18 protein-coding genes are annotated in these 20,455 nt (G+C 69.8%); 4 read left to right on the top strand and 14 right to left on the bottom strand.

What is annotated here, in order from left to right; genetic code table 11:
* Nucleotides 1–136 precede the first annotated feature (136 nt).
* The 5 genes from ACLFRB_RS01970 to polA form a co-directional block, all read right to left on the bottom strand.
* Nucleotides 137–475: a hypothetical protein gene (locus tag ACLFRB_RS01970; RefSeq protein WP_411067319.1), complete on the bottom strand. Its 339-nt coding sequence runs from the start codon at nucleotides 473–475 to the stop codon at nucleotides 137–139.
* A 403-nt stretch (nucleotides 476–878) separates the two neighbouring features.
* Nucleotides 879–1,433, bottom strand: a complete 555-nt coding sequence (locus ACLFRB_RS01965) for an isochorismatase family protein (protein WP_411067318.1) — start codon at nucleotides 1,431–1,433, stop codon at nucleotides 879–881.
* A 96-nt stretch (nucleotides 1,434–1,529) separates the two neighbouring features.
* Nucleotides 1,530–2,117 (bottom strand): exopolysaccharide biosynthesis protein, encoded by a 588-nt coding sequence (locus ACLFRB_RS01960; protein WP_411067317.1) that lies wholly within the window; start codon nucleotides 2,115–2,117, stop codon nucleotides 1,530–1,532.
* 92 nt (nucleotides 2,118–2,209) lie between these two features.
* Nucleotides 2,210–2,779, bottom strand: coding sequence for a DUF99 family protein (locus ACLFRB_RS01955; protein WP_411067316.1), 570 nt, complete (start codon nucleotides 2,777–2,779; stop codon nucleotides 2,210–2,212).
* A gap of 171 nt (nucleotides 2,780–2,950) precedes the next feature.
* Nucleotides 2,951–5,656, bottom strand: coding sequence for a DNA polymerase I (gene polA, locus ACLFRB_RS01950; protein WP_411067315.1), 2,706 nt, complete (start codon nucleotides 5,654–5,656; stop codon nucleotides 2,951–2,953).
* A 76-nt stretch (nucleotides 5,657–5,732) separates the two neighbouring features.
* Between polA and ACLFRB_RS01945 the strand changes: the two genes are divergently transcribed.
* From ACLFRB_RS01945 to ACLFRB_RS01930, 4 genes are all read left to right on the top strand, one after another.
* Nucleotides 5,733–6,455, top strand: coding sequence for a TIGR00730 family Rossman fold protein (locus tag ACLFRB_RS01945; RefSeq protein ID WP_411067314.1), 723 nt, complete (start codon nucleotides 5,733–5,735; stop codon nucleotides 6,453–6,455).
* 91 nt (nucleotides 6,456–6,546) lie between these two features.
* Nucleotides 6,547–6,879 carry a DUF2782 domain-containing protein gene (locus ACLFRB_RS01940; protein WP_411067313.1) on the top strand — a complete coding sequence of 111 codons (333 nt, stop codon included), beginning with the start codon at nucleotides 6,547–6,549 and terminating at the stop codon, nucleotides 6,877–6,879.
* A gap of 17 nt (nucleotides 6,880–6,896) precedes the next feature.
* Entirely contained in the window at nucleotides 6,897–7,865 is a 969-nt protein-coding gene (locus ACLFRB_RS01935) for a homoserine kinase (protein WP_411067312.1), read from the top strand.
* 20 nt (nucleotides 7,866–7,885) lie between these two features.
* The gene (locus ACLFRB_RS01930) at nucleotides 7,886–8,170 is read left to right on the top strand and encodes a GIY-YIG nuclease family protein (protein WP_411067311.1); all 285 of its coding nucleotides are present in this window, start codon (nucleotides 7,886–7,888) and stop codon (nucleotides 8,168–8,170) included.
* 5 nt (nucleotides 8,171–8,175) lie between these two features.
* On the opposite strand, the gene ACLFRB_RS01925 is transcribed toward ACLFRB_RS01930, so the two are convergent.
* From ACLFRB_RS01925 to ACLFRB_RS01885, 9 genes are all read right to left on the bottom strand, one after another.
* On the bottom strand, nucleotides 8,176–10,335 hold the full coding sequence (locus ACLFRB_RS01925; RefSeq protein ID WP_411067310.1) for a UvrD-helicase domain-containing protein: 2,160 nt from the start codon (nucleotides 10,333–10,335) through the stop codon (nucleotides 8,176–8,178).
* Nucleotides 10,328–12,079, bottom strand: a complete 1,752-nt coding sequence (locus ACLFRB_RS01920) for a chloride channel protein (protein WP_411067309.1) — start codon at nucleotides 12,077–12,079, stop codon at nucleotides 10,328–10,330. The genes ACLFRB_RS01925 and ACLFRB_RS01920 overlap by 8 nt, the downstream gene beginning before the upstream one ends.
* 46 nt (nucleotides 12,080–12,125) lie before the next feature.
* A complete protein-coding gene (gene glmS / locus ACLFRB_RS01915) occupies nucleotides 12,126–13,958 on the bottom strand; it encodes a glutamine--fructose-6-phosphate transaminase (isomerizing) (protein WP_411067308.1) in 1,833 nt (610 codons plus the stop codon).
* Nucleotides 13,959–15,341, bottom strand: coding sequence for a bifunctional UDP-N-acetylglucosamine diphosphorylase/glucosamine-1-phosphate N-acetyltransferase GlmU (gene glmU, locus ACLFRB_RS01910; protein ID WP_411067307.1), 1,383 nt, complete (start codon nucleotides 15,339–15,341; stop codon nucleotides 13,959–13,961).
* Nucleotides 15,342–15,441: 100 nt separating this feature from the next.
* Nucleotides 15,442–15,867: a F0F1 ATP synthase subunit epsilon gene (locus tag ACLFRB_RS01905; protein ID WP_411067306.1), complete on the bottom strand. Its 426-nt coding sequence runs from the start codon at nucleotides 15,865–15,867 to the stop codon at nucleotides 15,442–15,444.
* 79 nt (nucleotides 15,868–15,946) lie between these two features.
* Nucleotides 15,947–17,347 (bottom strand): F0F1 ATP synthase subunit beta, encoded by a 1,401-nt coding sequence (gene atpD, locus ACLFRB_RS01900; RefSeq protein WP_411067305.1) that lies wholly within the window; start codon nucleotides 17,345–17,347, stop codon nucleotides 15,947–15,949.
* Between the two features lie 102 nt (nucleotides 17,348–17,449).
* A complete protein-coding gene (gene atpG / locus ACLFRB_RS01895; RefSeq protein ID WP_411067304.1) occupies nucleotides 17,450–18,313 on the bottom strand; it encodes a F0F1 ATP synthase subunit gamma in 864 nt (287 codons plus the stop codon).
* Nucleotides 18,314–18,340: 27 nt separating this feature from the next.
* Nucleotides 18,341–19,882, bottom strand: coding sequence for a F0F1 ATP synthase subunit alpha (gene atpA, locus ACLFRB_RS01890; protein WP_411067303.1), 1,542 nt, complete (start codon nucleotides 19,880–19,882; stop codon nucleotides 18,341–18,343).
* 28 nt (nucleotides 19,883–19,910) lie between these two features.
* Complete coding sequence (locus tag ACLFRB_RS01885; protein ID WP_411067302.1) at nucleotides 19,911–20,447, bottom strand: F0F1 ATP synthase subunit delta; 537 nt, start codon at nucleotides 20,445–20,447, stop codon at nucleotides 19,911–19,913.
* Nucleotides 20,448–20,455 lie beyond the last annotated feature (8 nt).

The raw sequence follows: 20,455 nt of genomic DNA, 5'->3' as shown, positions 1-20,455 counted from the left end.
CCTCTGGCGGGGTGGCCTTTTTTGCAGTACAGGAGCGATCTGGCGTTTCCGACACCCACCGGATGAGGCGGTGCAGGGCACCGGGGCAGGAATCGGGAAGGACCGAGGGCCCTATGGCCCCGGTGGCAGGGGGTAGTCAGGAAGTCTTCATGCGGGAGGAGGCGCCCACGTCCCCCCGCGGCTCCCGCTGGCCTACCCGGCGCCGGCCCTCGAGATCCTCGGCGTTCTCCCGCAGGCGCTCCACCACGCGGCGCAGGTGGTGGCGGTGGTGGGGATGGCCCTGCTCGGCCAGCTGGGCCAGGCGGGAATGGGCGCCCCGAAAACGCTGGCGGGCCGTTTCCCACTGGCGGGGTCCCGCCTCCTCCGCCTCGCCGGGCAGCCCATATTCTTGCTCGATCAGGAACTTCTGCTCCTTCAGGGAGCTTTCCGCCGCATTCAGGATAGCCTTCCATTCCAGTTCGCTGAAGTTACCCATCTCTGTCCCATTTGTTTCGTGAATCTATTCTGCGCTTCAGGTCCCGGGGTAGCCCCCGACCTACGTCGTTGCGGCGACCCGCCGTCCTTATGGGATATGGCCCCCCGATGCGCCCGGGGTTCCTGCCGCTCAAGGATCCCCCTACTCCGCCTCCGGGTGGACCGGTACGCTTCCGGGCTCGCCCACCCGGCCTTTCACCGATCCGGAACATTTGTACCGAATCGACCCTTCCTTCCGAAAATGGGGGAAACGTGGTGCTGTATGCGGTCTTTACCGTACGAAGGGGCGACCGCGAGCCGCCGGGGCGAGCGCTGGGATAAGGGGACAGGCATAGGGGCCGGGGCGGGGTTCCGGCCTCAGGGGTGACGGGCGGGAGATTCCCCGCCCGGGACGCGGGAGTCGCCTAGCGGATCAGGCGGGCCAGCCGGCGGAAGCTGTCGGTGCCCGCCTGCTGCAGCCACTCGAACAGCACGGACTCCACGTTGGCCACCTGCACGCCATTGGCCCGCAGGCGATGCAGGGCGTTGGCCTTGTGGTCGTCCCGCCGCGAGCAGACCGCGTCCTCCACCACGAAGGGCGCGTACCCGGCCTCCCGGAGCTCCAGGGCGGTCTGCAGCACGCAGACGTGGGCTTCCATGCCGACGATCACCACCTGGGGCCGGCCGGCGGCCTCCAGCGCGGCGGTGAAGTCCGACGCGCCGCAGCAGGAAAAGCTGTCCTTGGGGACCACCTGAGCGCTCCGGGGAAGGTGGTCGCTCACATCCGGAAGGGTGTGCCCCAGCCCCTTGGGGTACTGCTCGGTGGCCAGGACCGGGACCTCCAGCTCCTCGGCGGCCCGCAGCAGCACCTCCACGCCCGCCAGCACCTCCCGCCGGGCGGCGGGGCTCATGGCCGGGGCGAGCTTCTCCTGGATGTCCACGATGGCAAGGACACTTTGTTCGGCGCGTGCGAGGGACATGGCGGGGCCTCCCGACGTTGGCTGGATGGTTCCGGTCCGTTCGCCAGTCGGCGAAGGCCCCAAGTGTACGGAATCCGCCGCCGTGAGCCCACGGATCTAGAGGAGGGTGTAGGCCACCGCGCCCGCCGTCAGCCCGGTAACGACAAAGGCCACCAGGGCCAGCAGCCCGTCCCGGGCAATGAGGGAGAGCCCGAAGGCGAGCAGGGCCGCCCCCGCCCCGTTGGCGCTGAAAGGGACCACCTCCATAACCGGCATGCCGAAGGCGATGAGGACGCACACCGCGGCGATGGCGTAGAACCCCGTGCCCTGGGCGAACATGCGCAGCCGCGGCCGGGTCCAGCGGTCCAGAAAGCGCGCCGGGGGCCGCATCCAGTCCAGGGCCTTGCGCAGGCCGTCCTGCCCCACGGCCCGGTTGAGCATCCAGGACGGCAGCCAGAAATACTCCCGCTGGAACAGAAGCTGCCCGGCGGTCAGTAGCACCAGGATGCCCATGATGGTGGGCATGCCGGGGAGATCGCCGACGATGGGCGCGAGGGTGATGATGCCCGCCAACAGCAGAATGGGCCCGAAGGAACGGCGCCCAACGGACTCCAGGATGGCATCCATGGAGACTTGGCCTTGCTCGGAAGCGGCTTCGCCGATCTGATCGAGCAGCTCCTCCAGGCTCTGGGGGTCTTGGGACATGGGCGAATGACCCGGTTGGGGTGGATCTCTTTCCACCCTGCCCCTTTTGCCCCCGCCGGGGAAACCTGGGACACCAAGGGGATGGACGGAGCCTAGGCCCGGCCGCGGCTGTGCCCCTCCCCCACTCCGCCGGCGATGAGGTGGGCCACGCGCAGGGGCTCGGGGAGCTTGCCGTGCCGGGCCCATTGGCGCAGCGCCGCCTCCGCCTGGGTCCGGGTCAGGCCCGCCCGCTGGACGTGGACGCCCCCCAGCGGCTCCATGGGCCCCAGCCGCTCCAGGACGGCCCACTTGCGGGCCCCCGCCGGGACACGCTCCAGCAGGGCGCGGCGGATCCGTTCCCGGTCCGGCTCGCGGCGGGCCACCACCAGCACCGGCAGGCCGAGGGCCTGGTGCAGGAGCACGGGGTCCACCACGTTGAACCCGGCCAGGGTCACGCCCTGCAGGAACACGATCCGCAGCTGGGGGAAGAAGCGCGAGGTAGCCACCAGGCGGATCAGGACGGCGGTGGCGTCGGTGCCGTCCCGCTGGACGTGACCGCTCACCACGCCGTCCAGACGCTCGCGGGCGAATACCGCTCCTACCACCCCCACCGGGCCGGGGCCGGCCCGGTCGAAGGGCACGTCGTCGAAGCCGATGGCGTGGGGGTAGGAGCTCGTGGGCATGGACGGATCCGGGGCGGAGCCCGCTTCAGGGCGGGAGTTGGGATCGGGTTTGGAACCCGGTGTGGCCGTCGCCCGCTGAAGCGGGCTCCCACGGGAGGGGATCCGGGCGCCGGGGCCCGCCTTTGCCCCGGGAGGTTCCCCGCTGAGGCTTGGGGGCGGCCTTCCGGGCCGCTAGTGGGCCTCTTCCCAGTTGGCCCCGGTGCCGATCTCCACCTCCAGGGGCACCTCCAGCTCGTCGTTGCCGCCGGTCATGAGGCCGGGCAGGGCCTGCTGCAGGGCCGCCAGCTCCTCGGGGGGCGCCTCGAACACCAGCTCGTCGTGCACCTGCATGAGCATGCGCGTGGCCATGCCCTCCCCCTCCAGCCAGCGGTCCACCGCGATCATGGCCTGCTTGATGATGTCGGCGGCCGTGCCCTGCAGCGGGGCGTTGATGGCGGTGCGCTCGGCGGCGGCCCGCACGCCCGGATTGCGGGCGTGGATGTCGGGCAGGTAGAGGCGCCGGCCGCGCAGGGTCTCGACAAAGCCCTGCTCGCGGGCCCGCTCCCGGGTGGCCTCCATGTAGGCGCGCACCCCCGGGTAGCGCTCGAAGTAGGCGTCGATGTAGGCCTGGGCGTCCTCCTGGGGGATCTCCAGCTGGCGGGCCAGTCCCCAGGCGGACATGCCGTAGATGAGGCCGAAGTTGATGGCCTTGGCCGCCCGGCGCTGGGCGGGCTGCACCGCCTCGGCATTGGCCGCCCCGAACACCTCGGCGGCGGTGGCGGCGTGGACGTCCTCGCCGCGGGCGAAGGCCTCGCGCAGGCGGGCGTCGCCGGAGAGGTGGGCCATGAGGCGCAGCTCGATCTGGGAGTAGTCCGCCGCCACCATGGTCCAGCCCTCTTCCGGGATGAAGGCCTTGCGGATGCGCCGGCCCTGCTCGGTGCGCACCGGGATGTTCTGCAGGTTGGGCTCGGCGGAGGACAGCCGCCCGGTGGCGGTGTTGGCCTGGTGGTAGCTGGTGTGTACCCGCCCCGTCTCGGGATTGATGAGCTTGGGCAGGGCGTCGGTGTAGGTGGACTTGAGCTTGGAAAGCCCCCGGTACTCCAAGATCCGCGCCGGCAGGGGGTAGTCCTCGGCGAGCTGGGAGAGCACCTCCTCGTTGGTGGAGGGGGCGCCCTTGGGGGTGCGCTTGAGCACCGGAAGCTCCAGCTCGTCGAACAGGATGGCCTGGATCTGCTTGGGGGAGCCCAGGTTGAACTCGCGGCCGGCGATGGCGTAGGCCTGCTCCTCGGCGCGCTCCATCTCCCCGGCCATCTCCTCGGACAGCCGCCCCAGCAGCTCCAGGTCCAGGCGCACGCCGGTGCGCTCCATCCTGGCCAGCACCGGCATGAGCGGCAGCTCCAGCTCCTCGTAAATGGCCCAGAGGCGCGGCTCCCCCTCCAGCTCGGGGGCCAGGGACTCGTACAGGGCCAGGGTCACCTCGGCGTCCTCGCCGGCGTAGTCCACCGCCTCGTCCACCGGCACCCGATCGAAGGTCACCTGCTTGGCGCCCTTGCCCGCCACCTCCGTGTAGCTGGTGGTGGTGCGGCCCAGGCGCTCGGCGGCCAGGTTGTCCAGGCTGTGGTTGTGGCGGGTGGGGTTGAGCACGTAGCTCATGAGCATGGTGTCGTGGAAGGGGCCGGCCACCCCATAGCCCGCCCGCTGCAGCACCGAGAGATCGTACTTGAGGTTGTGGCCCACCTTGGGCTGCTCGCCGCCCAGGACCGGCTCCAGGGCCTCACGCACCCGCCCGGCGGGCAGCTGCCGTTCGGCGCCCTCGCCGGTGTGGCCCACCGGCACGTAGTAGCCGGTGCCCGCCTCCACGGCGAAGGACAGGCCCACCAGGTCGGCGCGTTCCGCCGACAGGCTGGTGGTCTCGGTGTCGAAGGCGAAGCGCTCGGCCTCCGCCAGGCGCTCGCCGAGGGCGGCGAGCTGCTCCGCGTCGGTGACCGCCTCGTAGGCGGGGGCCTGCGCCTCCCCCTCCAGCTCGCCCAGCTCCCGGGCCAGGCTGTGGAACTCCAGCTCGCGGAACAGCTCCTGGAGGGCGGGAAGGTCCTCGGCCTGGCGGCGCAGATCGTCCAGGGTGCGGTCCAGCTCCAGCTCGCGCCGGATGGTGGTGAGGTCCTTGCTGAGCCGCAGCTGCTCGGCGTGCTCCTCCAGGCGCTCGCGCTGCTTGCCCTTGAGCTCGTGGAGGTGGTCGAGAAGGTTCTCCACACTGCCGTAGGTCTGCAGCAGCTTGGCGGCGGTCTTCTCGCCGATCCCCGGCACGCCGGGGATGTTGTCCACCTTGTCGCCCACCAGGGCCAACAGGTCGGCGATGGCCGACGGCGGCACGCCCCACCGTTCCCGGACGGCTTCCTCGTCGATCAGGCGGTTCTTCATGGTGTCCAACAGGCGGGTGTGGCCGTCCACCAGCTGGGCCATGTCCTTGTCGCCGGTGACGATCATCACCTCGCAGCCGAGGGATTCCGCCTGGGCGGCCAGGGTGCCGATGACGTCGTCCGCCTCCACGCCCTCCTCCACCAGCATGGGCAGGCCGAAGGCCTCCACCAGCCGGTGGATGTAGGGGAGCTGCTCGGCCAGGTCCTCGGGCATGGGGGGGCGGTGGGCCTTGTATTCGGGATAGATCTCCGAGCGGAAGGTGGGACCCTTGGGGTCGAAGACCACCCCCAGCTCGGCGGGGCCGTAGTCCTCCAGCAGCTTGAGGACCATCTGGGCGAAGCCGAAGGCCGCCCCGGTGGCCAGGCCCCTGGCGTTGGTAAGGTTGGGCAGGGCATGGTAGGCCCGGAAGATGTAGGAGCTGCCGTCCACCAGGAAGACCGGGCCGGCGTCCCCGTCGGTTTTTTGCCCGTCCTTCGTCATAGGCGGTATGCTCTCCCTCTTTGACGGCCACCGGCCGGGCTGCAACCGGCTGTGGTGATAAGGCGAAAAGGGTACCATGGACAGGAAGGGTGACCGATCCGCCCCCGAGGCCCAGGAGTTCCTCAAGCCGGGGACTACGAGCACCAACGGGGCCTGGAACGACGAGATCCTGGCCGAGTTCAGCCACGGCTTCGAGAACCTGGCGGACATCGAGCCGGCCGTGAGCATCTTCGGCTCGGCGCGGATCGAGCCGGGCCACCCCTACTACGAGACCACCCGGGAGATCGCCCGGCGCCTGGCCACCGCCGGCTTCGCCATCATCAGCGGCGGCGGTCCGGGGATCATGGAGGCCGCCAACCGCGGCGGGGCGGAGGGCGGCGCGGAGAGCGTGGGGCTCAATATCGACCTGCCCCGGGAGCAGACCGCCAACCCGTACCAGACCCGGGAGCTGTTCTTCCGCCACTTCTTCGCCCGCAAGGTCATGTTCGTCAAGTACGCCACGGCCTACGTGGTCCTGCCGGGTGGCTTCGGCACCCTGGACGAGCTGGTGGAGGCGCTGACCCTGCAGCAGACCGGCAAGAGCCGGCGCTTCCCCACCATTCTGGTGGGCTCGCCTTTCTGGGAGGGGCTCATCGACTGGTTCCGGGAGACCCTGTTGGGCTTCGGCACCATCAGCGCCGAGGACCTGGAGCTGTTCATGGTGTGCGACGACCCCGAGGAGGTGGTCCGCGAGATCCTGGACTTCTACCGCCGGGAGCACGGCGGCGAGCTGCCCGGGGGCGAGGCGCGGGAATTCTGAACCCCCCGCCGCCCGGGCTCCAATTCCCTGGTAACATGCCGGCAACCGCCGCCCACGGGTGGGCCCGCGTCCGGCACCGGAGGGCCGAGCCATGCACTCCCCACGACGGTTACTCACGCTCCTGGCACTGGCGCTGGCGCTGCCCGCAGCGGCCCAGGACTCCGAGGAGGAGATCGAGGACCTGCCTCCCGAGCAGCGCATCGCCCCGGGCCAGGAGGAGCCCGAGGTCCGCGTCATCCAGCGCGGGGAGACGACCATCACCGCGTACGAGGCCCAGGATCGGGTCTACATGATCCGGGTGGAGCCCGCCATCGGGCCGTCCTACTACCTGTACGACCGCAACGGCGACGGCGAGTGGGACGACCGCTTCTCCGAGCTCGGCCCGGACATCACCGTACCCCAATGGACCATCTTCGAATGGTGAGGCCCGCGTAGACGTCGATGTCGGTTTATACCTCCGTCACCCCCGAACAGCTGGACGAGTTCCTCGCCCACTTCCGCCAGATCGGCGAGGCCCGCGACCTGCAGGGCATCTCCCAGGGCGTGGAGAACACCAACTACTTCCTCACCACCGACCGGGGGGAGTACATCCTCACCCTGTTCGAGCGGGTGCCGGAGCAGGACCTGCCCTTCTTCCTCAACCTGATGGCCTTCCTCGCCAACGACGGCCTGCCCGTGCCCCGGCCGGTGCCCGACGACGAGGGCAGCTTCCTGCGGCGTTTGGCGGGCAAGACCGCCGCCATCGTCACCAAGCTGCCAGGCCGGACCATTTACTATCCCGGCGTGGAGCACTGCGCGGAGGTGGGGCGGGTGCTCGGGCGCATGCACAGGGCCGGCCAGCGCTTCCCCGACAGCCGGGACAATCCGCGCGGACCTGGCTGGTGGCAGGAGACGGCGGCGGCGCTGGAGGGGGACCTGACTCCGGACGAGTGGCGGCTGCTGCAGGACGAGCTCACCTACCAGTACCACAACCGGCGGGTGGACCTACCGCGCGGGGTGATCCACGCCGACCTGTTCCACGACAACGCCCTGTTCGAGGGCAACGAGCTCACCGGGGTCATCGACTTCTACTACGCCTGCAGCGACGTGCTGGCCTTTGACCTGGCCATCGTCGCCAACGACTGGTGCATCCACCCCGACGGCACTCTCAACCCCTACCGCACCCGGGCGCTGCTGAAGAACTACCACGCCGAGCGGCCCCTGACCAGCGTGGAGGAGGCCCTGTGGCCGGTGATGCTGCGCGGCGCCGCCCTGCGCTTCTGGCTGTCCCGACTCTGGGACTACCACCACCCCCGCGACGGCGAGCTCACCTCCACCAAGGATCCGGACACCTTCCGCGCCATCCTGGAGGCCCGCCGCGACCTGCCCCAGAACGCCTGGGTGGGCTGGCCGAAGGCGGCGGCGGAGTAAGACTCAAGGGTTGAAACGGCTTGACTTCGTCCAAAACGTTAAAAGTTGTCTACAAAATAACCTACCCGAATGGCAAAATTTACATCGGTAAAGACCTTACAGACAGCATAAACTATTTTGGTAGCGCAAACAGCGATATAATAGCTCAGGATTTCACCAGGGAGGAGCGTCGCGAATTTACCATAAAGAAAGAGATATTATTTGAGTCCTTTGATACAAACGAAATTAACCGAAAGGAAATCGAATTAATTCGTTTATATAAGTCCAATGATCCCCGGATCGGGTATAATCGGACTCCTACCTAAAATAATTAACCCAGCTTTTCCAGCCCCGCGTACTCCACGATCAGCCACTTCTCCTCGCCCAGGTCGCGGAAGAAGACCCGCACCCGGGCCTTGGGGCCGCTGCCCTCGCAGGCCATGACCACCCCGGCGCCGAAGCGGGAATGCCGAACACCCGATCCGGGGGGGAACGGCGGCGGCTCCCGCCTCTCCGCCGGCTGGAATCCGCTCCCGCCCTTCGCACTTCCCAGCCCCGGGCCCTCCACGGCCGGTCGGGGGGTGATGTCGTTGAGCCGCTCCGGGCCGATCTCCTCCACGAAGCGCGACGGTGGATTGGTCTGGTCGCGCCCGTACAGGCGCCGACGGCGCGCCATGGTCAGGGTCAGCTCCTCCATGGCGCGGGTCATGCCCACGTAGCAGAGCCGGCGCTCCTCCTCCAGGGCCGCCTCGTCGTCGAGGGTGCGGAAGTGGGGGAACAGACCCTCCTCCATGCCGGTGAGGAAGACCCGCGGGAACTCCAGGCCCTTGGCCGCGTGCAGCGACATGAGCTGCACGGCGTCCTCCTCGGGGTCGGCGCGGCCCTCGCCGGCCTCCAGGGCGGTGTGGGCGAGGAAGGCGGACAGGGCGTCCTCGTCGGCGGGGACCTCCTCGGCGGCGAACTGCTCCGCCGCGCTCATGAGCTCCTCCAGGTTCTCGATGCGGTTGTCGGCGTCGCCGTCGCCCTTGGCCGCCCAGGCCTCGGCCAGCCCCGTGTCCCGGAGCACCCGTTCCACCAGATCGCCCAGCTCCAGATTGCGGGAGGCGGCGGTGAGATCGTCGATGAGGCGCATGAAGGCCTCCAGGCCGGTTCGCGCCTTGCCGCGCACCGCCCCGCCCGCCAAGGCGTTCTCCGCCCCCTGCCAGAGGGAGCCGCCGCTCGCGGCCTCGCGCACCGCCGCCAGGGACTTCTCCCCCACCCCGCGGGCCGGCTGGTTCACCACCCGGTCGAAGCTGGCGTCGTCGTCGCGGTTGCGCAGCAGGCGCAGGTAGGCCAGGGCGTCCTTGATCTCGGCGCGCTCGTAGAAGCGCATGCCGCCGTAGACCCGGTAGGGCAGCCCGGCCCCGAGCAGGGCCTCCTCGAACTGCCGGGACTGGGCGTGGGACCGATACAGCACCGCGCATTCCGCCCGGGCCCGGCCCCCCTCCACCCAGCGGCGGATCTCGCCGACCACGAACTGGGCCTCCTCCCGCTCCGTGGGCGCGGCCAGCCAGGCCACCGGCTGGCCCGCCTCCCGGTCCGTCCACAGCTCCTTGCCGAGGCGGCCCGTGTTGCGGCGGATCACGTCGTTGGCGGCGGCGAGGATGGGCTGGGTGGAGCGGTAGTTGCGCTCCAGGCGCACCACGTTGCACTCGGGGTAGTGGTCGCGGAAGTTCAGCACGTGGTCCACCCGCGCGCCGCGCCAGCCGTAGATGGACTGGTCGTCGTCGCCCACCGCGAAGAAGTCGTCGCCCTCCCCCACCAGCGCCTGCAGCCACAGCAGCTGCACCCGATTGGTGTCCTGGAACTCGTCCACCAGGACGTGGCGGAAGCGCTCGCGGTAGTGGGCGGCCACCTCGGGCTGCTTGCGGAACAGCTCCAGGGTCCGCAGCAGCAGGTCGCCGAAGTCCACCAGGCCGGCCTGGTGGAGGGTGGCCTGGTAGCGGCGGTAGAGGTCCGTGATGGTGGGATCGTCGTCGCCCCGGCTCGCCACCTCGGCGGGGGTCAGGCCGTCCTCCTTGGATGCGTTGATGGCCCCCTGCACCCGGCGGGGGTCGTAGGCCTTCTCGTCCACCCCGGCCTCGCGGATCACCCGCCGCACCATGCGCTTCTGGTCCTCGGCGTCGAGGATCTGGAAGTCGCCGGGCAGCTCCAGGGCCGCGGCGTGGGCACGCAGGATGCGGTGGCACAGGCCGTGGAAGGTGCCGATCCACAGGTTGGCGACGCTGATGCCGAGCAGTTCCTCCACCCGCTCACGCATCTCCCGGGCGGCCTTGTTGGTGAAGGTCACGGCCAGGATGGAGCCGGGCGGCTCGCCCAGGTGCCCCACCAGGTGGGCGATGCGGTGGGTGAGCACGCGGGTCTTGCCGCTGCCCGCTCCCGCCAGGATCAGGTTGGGGCCGGCGGGCAGGGCCACCGCCTCCTGCTGCTGCTCGTTCAGGCCTTCAAGCATGGGGCTCGGTCTCTTCCCTTCCTTCGGCGTTTCGCATCTGTTCCAAGCAGGACCGCACCACGTCCGTCCGGTTCACCAGGCCCACCAGGATCTCGGTATCCCGGGGGGAGCGCACGGGGAAACCCTCCAGTCCGTAGGAGGCCATGAGGTCCATGGCCTTCACCGCCCCGTCGCCGGGATAGAGGTTGCGCAGGTCCTCGGCGGGGTGGAGGAAGGGCTCCAGGTCCACCCGGCCTTCCTCGTCGGGGGCCTCCAGGCCGGCCTGCAGGAGGCCCATGAGATCCATGATCCCCAGGAAGCGGCCCGCCTCCTCCACCGGGAAGACCACCTGGAGGCCCGAGTCGGACTGCGCTTCGCGCAGTTCCTCGGTGGTTATTTGGCGCGGCAGGGCCCGGTAGTCCCGGAGCATGACCCGGTTCACGGGGATGGTGCACTTCTGGCCCGCCTCGGGCAGCGTGGGCTCGGACAGCTCCCGCAGGTGGAGGGTCCAGGCGAAGATGGACTGCGCCTTGAACCAATCCCTGGAGGTAACCGCCGCGGTCACCGTGGCCAGCATCACCGGCAGGATCACCGCCGGGTTCTGCACCAGCTCGAACACCGCCACGATGGCGCTGAAGGGAGCGTTGAGGATGGCCGCCATGCCCGCCGCCATGCCGATGACGGCGTAGACGGCGGTGTCCCCGGGGTCGCCGGGGAGGTACCCCGCAAGCTCCGCCACCAGGGCGCCCACGAGGGCGCCCATGAACAGGGAGGGGCCGATGGCCCCGCCCCGGGACTGGCAGCCCAGGCTCACGGCGGTGGCGGCCAGCTTGGCCACCAGGAGCAGGGCCAGGGCCAGCAGGGGCACATTGCCGGTGAAGACCCGGGTCAGGGTGTCGTAGCTGACCCCCATCACCTCCGGGAGCGGCACGGCGAGCACCCCCACCAGCAGCCCGCCCACCGCCGGCAGCGCCCAGGCGGGCACGGGGCTCCAGCGGCCCAGGCGGTAGATCCCCTCCACCCCCCGGATGAGCAGGAAGGAGACCAGGGCCGCCCCCAGGCCGATGCCCCAATCCAGGGGCAGGTAGACCAGGGAGTGGGTGGCGATCTGCGGCACCTCGAAGGTCACCGCCCCGCCTGCCCCGGCCTGGGCGACCACGGTGGCCAGCACTGCGCTCACCACCACGGGCGCGAACAGGATCAGGGTGTACTCGCCCAGGATCACCTCCAGGGCGAAGACCACCCCGGCCAGGGGGATGTTCAGGGCGCCGGCGAAGGCCCCGGCGGCCCCGGCCGCCACCAGGATGCGCAGGTACTCGGGATCCACCCCGAACCGCTGGCCCACCAGGGAGCCGATGGCGGCGCCCATGTGGATGGACGGGCCCTCCCGGCCCACGGAGTGTCCCGAGCCGATGGCCAGGGTACCGAAGAGGAACTGGGCGATGGCGCTGCGGGCCCCCAGCTGGCTGGCGCCGTAGGCCACCCGCTCCAGCACGCGGCTGACCCCCACATCGGCGTGGCGGGGGAAGGCGTAGGCGGCCAGCAGGCCCACCGCCAGGCCCCCGGCGGCGGGCAGCAGCAGGCGCGCCCAGGCGGGGAGGCCGGCGAAGCCGGCCCCCAGGGTGAACCACTCCGTGGCCTGGGCGATGGCGACGCGGAACAGGAGGACCACCGCCCCCGCCAGCACCCCCACGACCACCCCCAACGCCATGAGCCGCAGGCTCCAGTGCCGGGTCCAGGTCCGCAGGAGGTGGGGGAGGTCCATGGTCCTCGCCGGGTTTGCCCCTGGGGGCGCGCCGTTTCCGGGCAGGCTACTCCACGGTCACCGATTTGGCCAGGTTGCGGGGCTGGTCCACGTCCGTGCCCTTGAGGACCGCGGTGTGGTAGGCGAGCAGCTGGAGGGGGATGGTGTACAGAACCGGGGCGAGGAGCGCGCCCGGATCCGGCAGCTCCACCACCTCCAGACCCTCCCCGCTGGCCGGGCCCTGACCGGGCTCGGTGAGCACCACCACGTCGCCGCCGCGGGTGCGCACCTCCTCGAGGTTGGACAGCACCTTGTCGAGGAGCTGGTTGTTGGGGGCGAGGACGAACACCGGCATGTCCTCGTCCACCAGCGCCAGGGGGCCGTGCTTGAGCTCGCCGGCCGGGTAGGACTCGGCGTGGATGTAGCTGATCTCCTTGAGCTTCAGGGCCCCCTCCATGGCGATGGGGTAGAAGGGACCCCGGCCCAGGAACAGGGCGTGCTCCCGCCCCAAGAGGCCGGCCGCCACGCGGCGCATGGACTCGTCCAGCTCCAGGGCGCCGTGGATGCGGCGCGGCAGGGCCCGCAGCTCCTCGCGCCAGACCGCCGGATCCTGCCAGGCGGCGCCCCGGCTGGACTGGCTCGCCGCCGCGGTGAGCAGGGCCAGCACGGTGAGCTGGGTGGTAAAGGCCTTGGTGGAGGCGACGCCGATCTCCGGCCCCGCCTCGGTGTACAGGGTGGTATCCGCCTCCCGGTCCAGGGAGCTCTCCCGCACGTTGCAGATGGCAAGCACCGGGCCGTGGCCGTGGCGGCGCAGCTCGCGCACCGCGGCCAGGGTATCGGCGGTCTCGCCGCTCTGGGAGATGGCGATAATGGCCGTGCCCGGGCGCACCACCGGGTCCCGGTAGCGGAACTCCGAGGCCACCTCCACGGCGGTGGGCAGGCCGGCGTGGGCCTCCATCCAGTAGCGCGCCACCTGGGCGGCGTGGTAGCTGGTGCCGCAGGCCAGGATCAGCACTTCCTCCACCCCGGACCAGGTATCGGCGAGGCCGTCGGCGATGTCGTCCAGCCCCCAGTCCGGCCGCTCGATGCGCCCCTCCAGGGTCTCGGCCACCGCCGACGGCTGCTCGAAGATCTCCTTCTGCATGAAGTGGCGGTACTGGCCGCGCTCCACCTGGTCCACGCGGATGTGGGAGGTGCGCACCTCGCGGTGCTGGGGGTGGCCGTCCAGATCCGTCACCGTGAAGCCGTCGCGGGTGAGCTCCACGAAATCGCCGTCGGCCAGATCCACCAGCTCCTGGGTCACCGGCACCAGGGCGGCGGCGTCCGAGGCAAGGAAGTGCTCACCCACCCCCACGCCCAGCAGCAGCGGGCTGCCCTTGCGGGCGCCCACGATGCGGCCGGGGTCCTCGGCGTCCACCACCGCCAGGGCGTAGGCGCCCTGGAGGCGCCGGGCCACCTCCCGGAGGGCGCCAAAGAGATCGCTTCCCCGGGTCAGCTCGCGGTGGATGAGGCAGGGGATGGTCTCGGTGTCGGTTTGGGAGGTGAGGACGTAGCCCTCCGCCTCCAGCTCCGCCCGGAGCTCGCCGTGGTTCTCGATGATGCCGTTGTGGACCACGGCCACCCGGTCGCCGGCCACGTGCGGGTGGGCATTCTCGGCGGAGGGGCTGCCGTGGGTGGCCCAGCGGGTGTGGGCGATGCCGGTGTGGCCGCGGATCCCCTCGGCTTCCACCTCCTCCTCCAGGGCCGAGACCTTGCCCTCCCGGCGGCGGCGGGTCATGCCGCCGCCGCCGAGCACCACCAGGCCCGCACTGTCGTAGCCCCGGTACTCCAGGCGGGAGAGCCCCTCCAGGAGCACCGGGACCATGTTGCGCTCGCCCACTCCGCCAATTATCCCGCACATCTAGTCCTGCTCCTCCTTGGCCCGCTCCTCGGGGCGCTTCCAGTCGTGGCGGGTAAGCTGCTTGGCCCGGGACAGGGTCAGGGCCCCGGCCGGGGCGTCCTTGGTGATGGTGGAGCCAGCGCCGATGGTGGCCCCCTCCCCCACGCTCACCGGGGCCACCAGCTGCACCGCGGAGCCGATGAAGGCCCCCGCGCCGATGGTGGTGGTGTGCTTGCGGTGGCCGTCGTAATTGCAGGTGATGGTCCCGGCGCCGAGGTTGGCGCCCTCCCCCACCTCGGCGTCGCCCACGTAGGAGAGGTGGTTGGCCTTGACCCCGGGGCCCAGGCGGGCCTTCTTCACCTCCACGAAGTTGCCCACCTTGCTGCCGTCCTCAAGCACCGTGCCCGATCGCAGCCGGGCGAAGGGGCCCACGGCGGCGCCGGGGCCCACCGTCGCCCCCTCGATGTGGCTGTTGGCCTCCACCCGGGCGCCCTCGCCGATGGCGCAGTCCCGCAGGACACATCCGGGACCGATGTGGGCCCCGGCGCCCAGGGTCACCTCCCCCTCGAACTGGCAGCCCGGGTCCACCACCACGTCGGTCGCCGGATGGACCTTGCCGTAGACCGCCGTCCGGGCGGGGTCCCGCAGCGTCACCCCCGCCTCCATGAGGGCGGCCGCCGTCCGCTCCTGGAAGGCCGCTTCCACCGCGGCCAGGTGCCTGCGGTTGTTCACCCCCTGCACCTCCCCCGGATCCGGGACACGGTGGGCGAGTACCCCGCCGGCCGCGGCCGCCAGGGCCACCACGTCGGTAAGGTAGTACTCCCCCTGGGCGTTGTCGGCGGACAGGGACGCCAGCCAGGGGCCGAGGCGCTCCCCCCTGACCGCCAGCGTACCGGTAAACACCTCGCCGATGGAACGCTCCTCGGGGGTGGCGTCCTTCTCCTCGCGGATGCCCGTGACCCGTCCCTGGTCGTCGCGGAGGACGCGTCCGTAGCCGGTGGGATCCACGGGGTGGGTGGTCAGGATGCCCAGGTCGTGGCTGGAGCCGGCAAGGGCTTCGGCCCAGGACCGGAGGGTCTCCCCGCGCAGCAAAGGGACGTCCCCGTTCAGCACCAGCACCCAGTCGGAGTCGGCGAACTCGGGCCCGGCGCACTGTACGGCGTGGCCGGTGCCCAACTGCTCCTCCTGCTCCACCAGCTCCACGTCCGGGGCCCCTACGCGGTCCCGCACTTCCTCCGCGCCGTGGCCGACCACCAGCCGGATGCGCTGCGGGGACAAGGAACGGGCGGCGTCCAGAACGTGCCCCACCATGGGGCGCCCGCCCACCTCGTGCAGCACCTTGGGGCGTGCCGAGCGCATACGGGTGCCCTGTCCCGCGGCGAGGATGACAACGGTCAAGTTCAAGGCTTCAAACCCTCCAAACAACAAGGGGGCGGCCCGAAGGCCGCCCCCTGCTCCGACGATACGAACCGGCGGGTCGTCAGCGCAGCCGTGGCAAGCGCCCTCACACCCCGGCGCGCTCGCGGTGCCGGCGATAGACCCGGAGACGGGCCGCCGCCTCGGCCAGCTCGGCCTTGGCGCGGGCCAGCTCCATGTCGGAGGTCTGCTCCTCCAGGGCCTTCTCCGCCCGGCGCTGGGCCGCTTCGGCCTCCGCCGCGTCGATGTCCGGGGCCCGCTCCGCCGTATCCGCCAGCACGGTCACCACCGAGGGCTGGACCTCGAGGTAGCCGCCCGAGACGAAGAGCACCTCCTCGTCGCGGCCCTCGTGCTGGATCCGCACCTCCCCGGGTACCAGCCGGGTGATGAAGGCGGAGTGGCCGGGCATGATGCCCACCTCGCCCATCTCGGCGGGGGCGACCACCATCTCGCTGGTGCCGGAATAGATCTCCCGGTCGGCGCTAACAACATCCACGTGGATGGTCATTCCCATGATGCCCTCTCTCCCCTACTCAATATAGCCCGTTCGCGGCGGGGGCGGACAACCCCCGCCGATCCGTCCGGGCCGTGGCTCAGCTGGCCTTCTTCAGGGAGTTGGCCTTCTCCACCGCCTCATCGATGGTGCCGACCATGTAGAAGGCCTGCTCCGGCAGCTCGTCGTACTCGCCGTCGACGATGCCCTTGAAGCCGCGGATGGTCTCGGACAGCGGCACGTACTTGCCGGGCGCGCCCGTGAAGACCTCGGCCACGAAGAAGGGCTGGGACAGGAACCGCTGGATCTTCCGCGCCCGGGCCACGATGAGCTTGTCCTCCTCGGAAAGCTCGTCCATGCCCAGAATGGCGATGATGTCCTGGAGCTCCTTGTACCGCTGCAGCACCTGCTGCACCCGGCGGGCCGTGTCGTAGTGGTCCTGGCCGATGACCTGCGGGTCCAGCTGGCGGCTGGTGGAGTCCAGCGGGTCCACGGCCGGGTAGATGCCCAGCTCGGCGATGGAGCGGGCGAGCACCACGGTGGCGTCCAGGTGGGCGAAGGTGGTGGCCGGCGCGGGGTCGGTGAGGTCGTCCGCGGGCACGTACACCGCCTGCACCGAGGTGATGGACCCGGTCTTGGTGGTGGTGATGCGCTCCTGCAGGACGCCCATCTCCTCGGCCAGGGTCGGCTGGTAGCCCACCGCGGAAGGCATGCGGCCCAGCAGCGCGGACACCTCGTTACCGGCCAGGGAGTAGCGGTAGATGTTGTCGATGAACATCAGCACGTCGCGGCCCTCGTCCCGGAACTTCTCCGCGATGGTCAGGCCGGTCAGTGCCACGCGCAGGCGGTTCCCCGGCGGCTCGTTCATCTGGCCGTAGACCAGCGACACCTTGTCGAGGACCTCCGACTCCTTCATCTCGTAGTAGAAGTCGTTGCCCTCGCGGGTGCGCTCGCCCACGCCCGCGAACACGGAGTAGCCGGAGTGCTCGATGGCGATGTTCCGGATCAGCTCCATCATGTTCACGGTCTTGCCCACGCCGGCGCCGCCGAACAGGCCGACCTTGCCGCCCCGGGCGAAGGGGCACATCAGGTCGATCACCTTGATGCCCGTCTCCAGGATGTCGGCGGTGGAGGAGAGCTCCTCGTAGGCCGGCGGCTTGGCGTGGATGGGGGCGGTCTCGTCGTGGGGGACGTCGCCCGCTTCGTCGATGGGGTTGCCCAGGACGTCCATCATGCGGCCCAGGGTCTTCTCCCCCACCGGGACGGTGATCGGGGCGCCGGTGCCCTTCACTTCCATGCCGCGCTTGAGGCCGTCGGTGGAGCCCATGGCGATGCAGCGCACGGTCTTGTCGCCGGTGTGCTGCTGGGCCTCGAGGACCAGGTCCCCGTCCACCAGCTCCAGGGCGTCGTAGACCTCGGGCATGTCGCCCTGCTCGAAGTCCACGTCCACCACCGGGCCGATGATCTGGACGATCTTGCCAGTTCCAGTGGATTCGCTCATTTTCGTGCCCGCTTCCTCTAGCTTGGGAATTCGGTCGCCGCCTTCGGCGCCGCCCCGTGGTCTTTCCGACCGGCTACCTCGGCCGGGGTGGCCGCGGCCGGACTAGCCCTCCAGGGCCGCCGCGCCGGATGTGATCTCCGCCAGCTCCGCCGTGATGGCCGCCTGACGCGCCTTGTTGTAGGACAGCTTAAGGTCCTCGATGAGGTCCTCGGCATTGTCCGAAGCGCTCTTCATGGCCACCATCCGAGCCGCCTGCTCGGAGGCGATGTTCTCCACCAGGCCGTGGAAGACCAGGGACTCCACGTAGCGCTGCATGAGGCCGTCGATGACCTCCTGCGGCTCCGGCTCGTAGATGTAGTCCCAGTGGAGCTCGTCCGGCTCGGTCAGGTTGGTTATGGGCAGGATCTGCTCGGCCTGGACCTTCTGGGTCATGGTGTTCACGAATTCGTTGTACACCAGGTAGACCCGGTCCAGGCTCCCTGCCATGTAGGCGTCCATCACCACCTTGGCGGCCCCGGCGATGTCGGTGACCTCCGGCGCATCGCCCAGCTCGGACCGCTCGGCCATGATGTCCACCCCCAGCCGGTTGAGGAGGGGGAGGCTCTTCTTGCCGATGGCCGTGACCTGATAGTTGATCCCCTGGCTCTGGAGATCCTCCATCAGGTTCACCGTCTCCCGCAGGGCGTTGGTGTTGAGGCCACCGCACAGGCCGCGGTCGGAGGTGACCACGATGATCCCGGCGTTCTTCACCTCCCGCTCCTCCATGAACGGGTGGGTGTACTCGGGATGGGCCTTGCCGATGTGGCCGATCACCTGCCGCATCTTCTCGGCGTACGGCCGGGTGGCGTGCATCCGGGCCTCCGCCTTGCGCATCTTGGAGGCCGCGACCATCTCCATCGCCGAAGTGATCTTCTTCGTGTTCTCGACGGAGCCGATCTGCTTCTTGATTTCCTTGGAGCTCGGCATCCCGCTCTCCGATCGTTATCGCGCGCCTTAGTAGGCGTGCTTCTCCTTGAAGTCCTTCAGCGCACTGTGCAGCCCGGACTGGATCTCGTCGGTCAGCTTGAGCTCGCTGGCCATCTTGTCCAGCAGGTCCTTCTGCTGGGAGTGCATGTACTCATGCAGGGCCTTCTCGAAATCCACCACCTTCTCCACGTCGACGTCGTCGAGGTAGCCCTCGTTGGCGGCGAACAGGGAGGTGGCCATCTCGGGCACGGACAGCGGCTTGTACTGCCCCTGCTTCATGAGCTCGGTGACGCGCTTGCCGCGCTCGATCTGGTTCCGGGTGGCCTCGTCCAGGTCGGAGGCGAACTGGGCGAAGGCCGCCAGCTCCCGATACTGCGCCAGGTCGGTCCGGATTCCGCCGGCCAGCTTCTTGATGAGGCCGGTTTGGGCGGACCCGCCCACACGGGACACGGAGAGGCCGGCGTTGATGGCGGGCCGGATGCCGGAGTTGAACAGATCCGACTCCAGGTAGATCTGCCCGTCGGTGATGGAGATCACGTTGGTGGGCACGAAGGCGGACACGTCGCCGGCCTGGGTCTCGATCACCGGCAGGGCGGTCAGGGAGCCGGTCTGGCCCTTCACCTCGCCACCCGTCTTGTGCTCGACGAAATCGGCGTTGACCCGGGCGGCGCGCTCCAGCAGGCGGCTGTGGAGGTAGAAGATGTCGCCGGGGTAGGCCTCACGGCCGGGCGGGCGCCGCAGCAGCAGGGAGACCTGCCGGTAGGCCCAGGCCTGCTTGGTGAGGTCATCGTAGACGATCAGGGCGTCCTGGCCGCGGTCGCGGAAGTACTCGCCCATGGAGCAGCCGGCGTAGGGGGCGATGTACTGCATGGTGGCGGACTCGGAGGCGTTCGCCGCGACCACGATGGTGTGGTCCATGGCGCCCTCTTCCTCCAGCTTGGCCACCACCTGCGCCACCGAGGAGGCCTTCTGGCCCACGGCGACGTAGATGCAGGTTACCCCGGTGCCCTTCTGGTTGATGATGGTGTCCACCGCCACCGCGGTCTTGCCGGTCTGGCGGTCGCCGATGATCAGCTCCCGCTGACCCCGGCCCACTGGCACCATGGCGTCGAGGGCCTTGATGCCGGTCTGCAGCGGCTGGTCCACGCCCTCCCGGGCGATCACGCCAGGGGCGATCTTCTCGATGGGCTCGTGGGCGGCCGCCTCGATGGGGCCCTTGCCGTCGATGGGCTGACCGAGGGGGTTCACCACGCGGCCCACCATGTTCTCGCCCACGGGGACCTCCATGATCCGGCCGGTGGCCTTCACCGTGTCCCCTTCGCGGATGTGGGTGTAGTCGCCGAGGACCACGCCGCCCACCGCGTCGTGCTCGAGGTTCAGCGCCATGCCGTAGGTGTTGTTGGGGAATTCGAGCATCTCCCCCTGCATGACGTCCTCGATGCCGTGGGCCTTGATGATACCGTCCTGGACGGCCACCACCGTGCCTTCGCTGCGGGCTTCGAGGTCCTGCTCGAAGCCCTCGATCTGCTTGCGAATGAGTTCGCTGATTTCCGAGGTGTTCAGTTGCACCGTCAGATCCCCTATCCTCGCGGCCTGTTCAGGCTTTCAATTGGTTACGGAGCTGTTCCAGCCCGCCCCGGACGGAGCCGTCGATCACCAGGTCCCCCGCGCGGATCACCAGCCCCGCCATGAGCGACTCGTCCACCCGGCTTTCCACGCTAACCTTCTTACCAAAGCGCTTCTCCAGCTGGCTGGCAATGGCCTTTTCCGCCTCCTCGTCGAGGGGCGCGGCGGCCGTCACCTCCGCGTGGACCTCGCCTTCGGCGCTGCGCCGCAAGTCCCGGTAGATCTCCAGGATGTCGGGGAGAAAGGCCACTCGGTCGTTGGCGAACAAGGTGTCGAGAAGGCGGTTGCTCGCCGCGTCCAGGCGGTCGCCCGCCACCGAGCGGAACACCTCTTCCTGGCGCTCCTGGCTCACCTTGGGGTTGCCCAGCATGCGCCGCATGCTGGGATCCTCGGCGATCGCGGCCAGGAGGGTAAGGGTATCCTCCCACTCCGCGAAGGTTCCCTTGCTTTGGGCCAGCTCGAAGATCGCCTCCGCGTAGGGCCGGGCGATGGTATTGGCGTCAGCCATGGGGCCCT

Origin of the sequence: Thiohalorhabdus sp. (assembly GCF_046545655.1) — a bacterium.
In the GTDB taxonomy this organism is placed as follows: Bacteria; Pseudomonadota; Gammaproteobacteria; order Thiohalorhabdales; family Thiohalorhabdaceae; genus Thiohalorhabdus.
The sequence above is the reverse complement of the archived record's forward strand: the minus strand, read 5'-3'. Positions and strand labels throughout refer to the sequence as shown.